Source organism: Devosia sp. (assembly GCF_041917035.1).
Lineage (GTDB): Bacteria > Pseudomonadota > Alphaproteobacteria > Rhizobiales > Devosiaceae > Devosia_A.
The window spans coordinates 1-6,753 of record NZ_JAYRYM010000200.1 but is presented as its reverse complement, the minus strand read 5'-3'; the positions used below and the strand labels follow the sequence as shown (position 1 = coordinate 6,753).

General features: G+C 66.3%; 3 protein-coding genes. All 3 read left to right on the top strand.

Features of this window, described 5'->3' with window-relative positions; translation table 11 throughout:
- On the top strand, positions 1 to 1,410 hold a 1,410-nt coding region (locus ACE3TU_RS16880; protein WP_374626272.1), incomplete at its 5' end, for a peptide chain release factor 3.
- Positions 1,411 to 1,607: 197 nt separating this feature from the next.
- On the top strand, positions 1,608 to 2,102 hold the full coding sequence (locus ACE3TU_RS16875) for a fasciclin domain-containing protein (protein WP_374626270.1): 495 nt from the start codon (positions 1,608 to 1,610) through the stop codon (positions 2,100 to 2,102).
- 575 nt (positions 2,103 to 2,677) lie between these two features.
- On the top strand, positions 2,678 to 6,753 hold a 4,076-nt coding region (gene gltB, locus ACE3TU_RS16870; RefSeq protein WP_374626268.1), incomplete at its 3' end, for a glutamate synthase large subunit.

Sequence of the window (6,753 nt, the reverse complement as noted above, 5' to 3'; positions counted from 1 at the left end):
TCCGACTGGATGGAGATCGAGCGGCAGCGCGGCATCTCGATCACCTCCTCGGTGATGACCTTCGAGCACCAGGGGCTGACCTTCAATCTGCTCGACACGCCGGGCCACTCGGATTTCTCCGAAGACACCTATCGCACGCTCACCGCGGTCGATGCGGCGGTCATGGTGATCGACGTCGCCAAGGGCATCGAGGCGCAGACGCTGAAGCTGTTCGAGGTCTGCCGGCTGCGGGACATCCCGATCATCACCTTTGCCAACAAGGTCGATCGCGAGGGCAAGGACCCGCTGGTCATCCTCGACGAGATCGCCGATACGCTGGCGCTCGACGTCACCCCCGTGGTCTGGCCCCTGGGCGGCGGCGTCGACTTCAAGGGCATCGTCGATCTGGTGCACAGGCGCGTCCTCTCCCCGACCGGCGACGAACTGAAGACCTTCGCCTCGATCGACGATCTCCTTGCCGATCCGGTCCTCAACGGCGATCCGGTGATCCGGGCCAGCCTCGAGACGCTCGACCTGGCGCGGGCCGGCTACCCCGAGTTCGATCTCGCCACCTACCGCGCCGGGCACCTGACCCCGGTGCTGTTCGGCTCCGCCCTGAAGAGCGTCGCCGTGCCCGAACTGCTTGAGGCGCTCGGCACCTGGGCTCCCGAGCCCCGGCCGCAGCCCGCCGAACCGGCGCCGATCAGCCCCGATGAGCCCAGGGTCACCGGCTTCGTCTTCAAGGTCCAGGCCAACATGGATCAGAACCATCGCGACCGCATCGCCTTCGTCCGCCTGAGCTCGGGCACCTTCAGGCGCGGCATGCGGCTGAGGAACGTTAGGACCGGCAAGGACATGGCGATCTCCAATCCGATGTTCTTCTTCGGTCACGACCGCGAGCTGGCCGAGGAAGCCGTTGCCGGCGACATCGTCGGCATTCCCAACCACGGGGCGCTCAGCGTCGGCGACACGCTGACCGAGGGCGCGCAGGTCAAGGTCACCGGCATCCCGAACTTCGCCCCCGAGATCATCCGCCGCGTCCGGCTCTCCGATCCGATGAAGGCCAAGCAGCTCGCCAAGGCGCTGTCCGATCTCGCCGAGGAAGGCGTGGCGCAGATCTTCCGCCGCATGGTGGGGGCCGACTACATCGTCGGCGTCGTCGGCCAGCTGCAGCTCGAGGTGCTGCAGGCCCGCATCGACAGCGAGTACCACGTGCCGATCAGCTTCGAGCAGATCAACTTCGAACTCGCCCGCTGGATCAGTTCGGACGACCGCAAGGAACTCGAGCGCTTCATCTCCACCAACAAGCTGGAGATGGCCGAGGACAAGTACGGCGATCCGGTCTACCTGGCGCAGTCGGTGTGGTGGCTCGGTCGCGCCGAACGCGACTGGCCGGCGATCCGGTTCCACACCACCAAGGAACGCCACTGACCGGCTCCGGCATCGGCCGGCCCGAAGCCCCGCCGCCACCGCCGGAATCGATGTCGAACGCAGGCCGGCGGCCGGCGGATCATGCACGAAATGTTCAACCGCGACGGCAAGTCCGCCTCGCGGGACGCCGCGTAAATCCGGTCAGCTTGGCAGTAACGATCTGCCAAAGCGCAGAGTTTCAAACCGGAGATCGTCCCATGAAGTTCCTCAAGGCCATTGCCGTCGCCTCCCTGCTGGCCGTTGCCCCCATCGCCGTCCTGCCGGCGAGCGCAGCCAACGTCGTCGAGACCGCCAGCTCGGCCGGCTCGTTCGGCACCCTGCTCGCCGCCGCCCAGGCCGCCGGCCTTGCCGATGCGCTGGCCACCACCGCCAACATCACCGTCTTCGCGCCGACCGACGAGGCCTTTGCCGCGCTCCCGGCCGGGACCGTCGAGGACCTGCTGAAGCCCGAGAACAAGGACAAGCTCGTCGCCATCCTGACCGCCCACGTCGTCGCCGCCAAGGTGATGGCCGGCGACATCGCCGAAGGCACCACCGAGGTCGCCACCCTCAACCCGGCCGTGATGCTCAAGGTGACCAAGGACGCCAATGGCGTCACCGTGGCGCTCTCGAACTCCGCCAAGGTGGTTTCCGCCGATGTCGGCGCCGACAATGGCGTGATCCACGTCATCGACGCCGTCCTCCTGCCCTGACCCCCAAAGGGCAGTTCCGCTAGCCGGAACGGGGCGCCGGTCCATCGGACCGGCGCCTTCTTGTTTGCCGCTTGTTTGCTGCGGCGACGGTTTCCTATAGTCCCGTTGCCGTCGGACCAGCCGATTTCCTGCCGCCCCTAGAGGCGGAAGGGCCGTCTTTCCTATAGTTTTCCTATAGCTGACCGGATTTCCTACAGGTCACCGGACAAAAAAGTGCCGCTGAGCGCTTGCCGCCAGTTTGGAATTATGCAAATGTAATCGAGATAGGACAGTGCATCTGTCCAATTTCACGTGAGCGGCCGGTCTCCCCGGATGCGTTTCACACGCCCATCCGGCTGGCCCGCTTGACGAGAGCGGAAACGGAGGGGTGGGGCCTTATCGAGCCCGCAAGAGCGGCCATTTGGATGCAGAGCCGCTCCCCACAAGATGATTGCGCCGTCGGTATCGAGCCGTACACTGCAAGTACGATCGGGGCCCGAAGGTGCGTCGAAAGGAACCGCATACCCGGATGTCCCGGGGATTGACCAGACTGCCAACGCGAGGAACTGCACATGGCTGAAGCACGGAACGGAAAGATGTCACATCCCGTCACGGACGCCGCCATGCGCAAAGACCTGCCGGCGGGCGTCGTGCGCCCGGCCGCCGAGGGTCTCTTCGATCCGCTGCGCGAGCACGATGCCTGTGGCGTCGGCTTCATCGTCAACCTCAGGAACATCCCCAGCCAGAAGACCGTCCAGAACGGCCTCAAGATCCTCGAGAACCTCGAGCATCGCGGCGCGGTCGGTGCCGATCCGCTGATGGGCGACGGCGCCGGCATCATGGTGCAGATCCCGCATCGCTTCTTTGCCCGGCAGGCGGCCGCGCAAGGCTGGCAGCTGCCGGCCCGCGGCGAGTACGCGGTCGGCTTCATCTTCATGCCGCAGGACGCGGACCTGCGTCTCAAGATGGAGCGCGTGGTCAACAAGGTGATCGAGGACGAAGGCCAGACGGTGATCGGCTGGCGCGACGTCCCGTCCGACAATTCCTCGCTGTCCAAGGCGCCCGACATTGTCGCCACCGAGCCGTATCACCGCCAGGTGATCATCGGCCGGGGCGTCGGGATCGCCGACGAGGAGGCGTTCGAGCGCAAGCTCTACATCATCCGCAAGGTGATGTCGGCCAAGATCTATTCCGCCTTCGAAGGCAAGCCGAACGATTTCTACATCGTCTCGATGAGCTGCCGCACGCTGGTCTACAAGGGCATGTTCCTGTCGTTCCAGCTCGGCGCCTACTATCGCGATCTGCACGAGCCGGATTTCGAATCCGCCCTGGCGCTGGTGCACCAGCGGTTCTCGACCAATACCTTCCCGTCCTGGCGGCTGGCGCACCCCTACCGGTTCGTCTGCCACAATGGCGAGATCAACACCGTGCGCGGCAACGTCAACTGGATGGCGGCCCGCCAGGCCTCGGTGCAGTCGCCGCTGTTCGGCGCCGACATCCAGAAGCTGTGGCCCATCTCCTATCCCGGGCAGTCCGACACGGCCTGCTTCGACAACGCGCTCGAGTTCCTGATGCGCGGCGGCTACTCGCTGCCGCATGCGGCCATGATGCTGATCCCCGAGGCCTGGGCCGGCAATCCGCTGATGGATGAGGACCGCCGCGCCTTCTACGAGTACCACGCGGCCCTGATGGAGCCCTGGGACGGCCCTGCCGCCATGTGCTTCTCGGACGGCCTCTATATCGGCGCGACGCTGGACCGGAACGGCCTCCGGCCGGCCCGCTATTTCGTCACCGAGGACGACGAGGTCATCATGGCCTCCGAGGCCGGCGTGCTGCCGATTCCGGCAAGCCGGATCAAGTCCAAGTGGCGCCTGCAGCCGGGCAAGATGCTGCTCATCGATCTGAAGCAGGGCCGCATCGTCTCGGACGAGGAGATCAAGCATCAGCTTTCCACCGCCCTGCCCTACCGGCAGTGGCTGGCGCGCACCCAGATCGTGCTCGAGGACCTGCCGGAAGTGGCCGTCGAGCCCAAGACGTCCGACATCCCGCTGCTCGATCGGCAGCAGGCCTTCGGCTACACCCAGGAAGACCTCAAGCTGATCCTGCCGCCCATGGCGGTGACCGGCCAGGAGGCCGTCGGCTCGATGGGGACCGACACCCCGATCTCGGCGCTCTCCAACAAGTCGCGGCTGCTCTACACCTATTTCAAGCAGAACTTCGCCCAGGTCACCAACCCGCCCATCGACTCGATCCGCGAGGAACTGGTGATGAGCCTCGTCTCCTTCATCGGGCCGCGGCCGAACGTGCTCGACCTTGGCGGCGGCGGCCGGCGGCAGCGCCTCGAAGTGCGTCAGCCGATCCTCACCAATGCCGATCTCGAGAAGATCCGCGCCATCGGCGGCATGGAGGACAACCCGTTCCGCTCCAAGTCGCTGGACATTACCTATCCGGTGTCGGAGGGCGCCGAGGGCATGGCGCGGGCCCTCGAGCAGCTGTTCTCCGATGCCGAGATGGCGGTGCATTCGGGCGACAACATCATCATCCTCTCCGACCGGGCGATGAGCCGCGAGCGGGTCGCCATTCCCGCCCTGCTGGCCACCGCCGGTGTCCATCATCACCTCATCCGCAAGGGCCTCAGGACCTCGGTGGGCCTTGTCGTCGAAACCGGCGAGGCCCGCGAGATACATCACTTCTGCGCGCTTGCCGGCTATGGCGCCGAGGCGATCAACCCCTATCTCGCCTTCGAAACCCTGATCGCCATGAAGAAGGATCTTCCGGCCGAGGTGGACGAAGAGGAGATCATCTACCGCTACATCAAGGCGATCGGTAAGGGCATCCTCAAGGTCACCGCCAAGATGGGCATCTCGACCTACCAGTCCTATTGCGGCGCGCAGATCTTCGACGCGGTTGGCCTCAGTTCCGACTTCGTGGCGACCTACTTCACCGGCACCGCAACCACCATCGAGGGCGTCGGCCTCAGGGAGATTGCCGAGGAGACCGTGCAGCGCCATCGCGACGCGTTCGGCAACTCCCCGGTTCTCGAGGATGCGCTCGATGTCGGCGGCGACTACGCCTTCCGCCAGCGCGGCGAGGCGCATGTGTGGCGTTCGGAGACGGTTTCCAGCCTGCAGCACGCCGCGCGCGGCAATGCCCGCGACAAGTATCGCGAGTTCGCGCGCCTCGTGAACGAGGTCGAGGACCGCTATGTCACCATCCGCTCTCTGTTCCGGCTAAAGAAGGCCGAGGAGGACGGTCGCGGCCCGGTGCCGCTCGAGGACGTCGAGCCGGCCAACGAGATCGTCCGGCGCTTCTCGACCGGCGCCATGTCCTATGGCTCGATCTCGCTCGAGGCCCACACCACGCTCGCCATCGCCATGAACCGGATCGGCGGCAAGTCGAACACCGGCGAGGGCGGCGAGGAGCCGGATCGGTTCAGGCCGCTCCCCAACGGCGATTCCAAGCGCTCGGCCATCAAGCAGGTGGCCTCGGGCCGCTTCGGGGTGACCACGGAGTATCTGGTCAACTCCGATATGATGCAGATCAAGATGGCGCAGGGGGCCAAGCCCGGCGAAGGCGGTCAGCTGCCCGGCGACAAGGTCAACGAGACCATCGCCAAGGTGCGCCACTCGACGCCCGGCGTCGGCCTCATCTCGCCCCCGCCGCACCATGACATCTACTCGATCGAGGACCTGGCGCAGCTGATCTTCGATCTGAAGAACGTCAATCCGGAAGGCCAGGTCTCGGTCAAGCTCGTCTCCGAAGTCGGCGTCGGCACGGTCGCGGCCGGTGTCGCCAAGGCGCGGGCCGATCACGTCACCATCTCGGGCTACGAGGGCGGAACGGGCGCCAGCCCCCTGACCTCGCTCAAGCATGCCGGCTCGCCATGGGAGATCGGCCTCGCCGAGACCCACCAGACGCTGGTGCGCAACAAGCTCCGCGGCCGCATCGCGGTGCAGGTGGATGGCGGCATCCGCACCGGTCGCGACGTGGTGATCGGCGCCCTGCTCGGCGCCGACGAGTTCGGCCTCGCCACCGCGCCGCTGATCGCGGCCGGCTGCGTGATGATGCGCAAGTGCCACCTCAACACCTGCCCGGTCGGCGTCGCCACGCAGGATCCGGTGCTGCGCGCCCGCTTCACCGGCAAGCCCGAGCACGTCATCAACTACCTGTTCTTCGTCGCCGAGGAAGTGCGCGAACTGATGGCCGAGCTCGGCTATCGCCGCTTCGACGAGATGGTGGGGCAGATGCAGATGCTCGACAAGACCGAGGCCGTCACGCACTGGAAGGCAAAGGGGCTCGACTTCTCGAAGCTGTTCCACAAGCCGTCCGCGGCCGCGGGCGTGGCCATCGCGCATACCGAGGTGCAGCACCATCCGATCGACGCCGTGCTCGACCGCCGGCTGATCGCCGCGGCCCGGCCGGCCCTCGAGCAGGGCACGCCGGTCAGGATCGTCGAGACGATCACCAGCGTCGATCGCTCGGCCGGTGCCATGCTCGGCGGTGCCGTCGCCAGACGCTATGGCCATGCCGGGTTGCCGGAAGACACCATTGCCGTCTCGCTCACCGGTACGGCCGGCCAGGCCTTTGGCGCCTGGGCCGCCCGCGGCATCTCGATCGACCTCGTCGGCGAGGCCAATGACTATGTCGGCAAGGGCCTCAGCGGCGCCCGCCT

Bases quoted from the DNA above. Each gene is read 5' to 3' on its own strand.
- ACE3TU_RS16875 (WP_374626270.1), top strand. From the start codon at position 1,608: ATGAAGTTCCTCAAGGCCATTGCCGTCGCCTCCCTGCTGGCCGTTGCC.